The 2,232-nt window shown below is 61.6% G+C and carries 3 protein-coding genes; all 3 read left to right on the forward strand.

The window, feature by feature from the left end:
- The first annotated feature begins 612 nt into the window (after positions 1–612).
- Positions 613–870: a hypothetical protein gene (locus tag KHP60_RS24730; protein WP_213566922.1), complete on the forward strand. Its 258-nt coding sequence runs from the start codon at positions 613–615 to the stop codon at positions 868–870.
- A gap of 172 nt (positions 871–1,042) precedes the next feature.
- Entirely contained in the window at positions 1,043–1,450 is a 408-nt protein-coding gene (locus KHP60_RS24735; protein WP_213566923.1) for a DUF4112 domain-containing protein, read from the forward strand.
- Between the two features lie 69 nt (positions 1,451–1,519).
- On the forward strand, positions 1,520–2,232 hold a 713-nt coding region (locus KHP60_RS24740; protein ID WP_213566924.1), incomplete at its 3' end, for an ATP-dependent metallopeptidase FtsH/Yme1/Tma family protein.

Below are 2,232 nucleotides of genomic sequence, written 5' to 3' on the forward strand. Positions count from 1 at the left end.
GCGACGGCTGTCGACCGCGAAGACGACCCTGCACCCGGCAGACGCTCAAGTGGCGTGTCTCTGATCCACCGCGACCAGCCCCTCCGACATAGTCTCTCGACCTTGATCCAAGGCTCGAGCGGGTGAGTATTGTAAAAACTACTTGCAAAATGGCTCGCGATTAGACGACCTCACAGGACGTCCCCTCCCTGCACCGACATCAGGCTGACAAGAACCCCGAATTCGATTCAAGGGGATCTTTAAAGGCTCTTAGTGCGGACGAGAGGGCCGTAACGATTGGGACGTCGGCGCTCGTTCTAATGTCTGTCGGCAGGGATCTCCTACTTTTGGCGGAGGGATCGTCTTTCCCCTGAAAGAACTTCTGTTTGAGGACACTTCCCGCACCAGGTGGAACCCCAGCCTTCCTTTGTCTTGTCCCCTTCCGCAGTCACATCTGAGACAAGAAACTTCGTATGGATCCCACCGCCCTGTGGCGGCACGTTGCCCAACGCCTTTTGAGCGGGAATCGGGATTAGCGTGCCCGTTAGCTCCGTACACCATACATGGAACACACCCGGAGCCGTTCACGGGCCGTAGGCCCGTTTACTGTTCCAGGTTGCAAAGGAGAGAGCCATGCAGATGGACGATGCCAGTCGGAGCGCCACGATCGGCTCGGGTCGGCTATGGGCCCTGATGAGGCTCGCTGGCCTGTTATTGGCAGGAGTTGCCCTTTTGGCCATCCTGGTCGTTGGGCTCTTCTTGGTGCTGCCCATCATGCTGATCGGCGGCATCGCCCTGTATTTCTATCTGCGCCGCCGGCTGCGCCCGGCCCGGCAACGCTCCTGGGACGGCGTGATCGATGCCGAGTATACCGTCGTTGAGCGCCGCTAAGGACGACATCTCTCAGGCCCGGCAATGACAGTCTGACCTTGAACACAGGCTCTTCCACCACCACCTTACACTTACCGGGGTCCGGGCCCCTCTGGCAGCTTTCCCAAGGCTGCGATGTCGGACTCTCTCACCTGAGGAGCGCTTGAAGCTGCTCCGCATCTGGGAGATGACTGTGACGTCTTATTCCTACGCTTCATCCTCCATCTACACCTCGCCTCGCGTGGCTGAGACTCATGCGCGCCTTGATACCCTGGCACGGGTTCTCGACAGCGCGATCCGCGTTCCGGGAACTAACATTCGGTTCGGTGCGGACGCCCTCCTGAATTTGATCCCAGGCGTCGGTATGCTGACCTCGAAGGGCATGTCGGCCTACCTGGTCTGGGAGGCTCACCGCCTGGGCGTGCCCATGTCGATACTCCTGCGCATGATGGGCAATGTCGGTGTCGACTTCGTGATCAGCGCGGTTCCGCTCGTGGGCTGGGTCGGCGATGTGTTCTACCGCTCGAACCTGCGCAACATGGATCTGCTCCGCAGGCATTTGGACACGGCGCATTCGGTGCCGAACCGCTTCCAGCGCTGACAGCGTTCGCGATGAGCGCCCTATGCGGCGCTCGTCAGCCCGCTTTGGTGTCGTTCAGAAAGCATCAAGATGAACAACCCGAACACCGCGCCCAACTTTCGCAATCTTGCGATTGTGGCCATGGTCATGACGCTACTGTCGCTGTTCTATTTCCAGGGCCCGTCAGCGCCTCAGTCTGAGCAGCTTCCCTACTCGGCGTTCCTCACGGCAGTCGAGCAAGGGGAGATCCGCTCGGTCACCATCCAGGGACAGGAGGTCATCGCCGAGCGCTCTACAGGTGCCCGCGTTACCACCTATATCCCTCAAGGCGCCGGTCTCATCGCCCAGCTGCAGCAGAAGGGTGTCGTGATCAAGGCCGAACCACCGCCGCAGCCGAGCCTGCTCGGCAGCCTGCTGCTGTCGTTGCTGCCCTTCGCGTTGATGATTGGCATCGTGGTCTGGCTGTCCCGCAGAGCGATAGGTCAGCAGGGCGGCGGCGGGCTGATGTCCATCGGCAAGTCGAAGGCGAAGCTTCTGACGGAGGCGCATGGGCGCGTGACCTTCGACGACGTGGCCGGCATCGACGAGGCCAAGGAAGACCTGCAGGAGGTCGTGGAGTTCCTGCGCGATCCGCAGAAGTTCCAGCGCCTCGGCGGCCGCATCCCCCGCGGCGTGCTGCTCGTCGGCCCTCCCGGCACCGGTAAGACCCTGACCGCCCGTGCGGTCGCGGGCGAGGCCAACGTGCCGTTCTTCACCATCTCGGGCTCCGACTTCGTCGAGATGTTCGTCGGCGTCGGCGCCTC

This window comes from Microvirga sp. 3-52, assembly GCF_018383585.1.
In the GTDB taxonomy this organism is placed as follows: Bacteria; Pseudomonadota; Alphaproteobacteria; order Rhizobiales; family Beijerinckiaceae; genus Microvirga.

Excerpts from the sequence above, each read along its gene's own strand:
- KHP60_RS24730 (WP_213566922.1), top strand. The coding sequence starts at position 613 with ATGCAGATGGACGATGCCAGTCGGAGCGCCACGATCGGCTCGGGTCGG.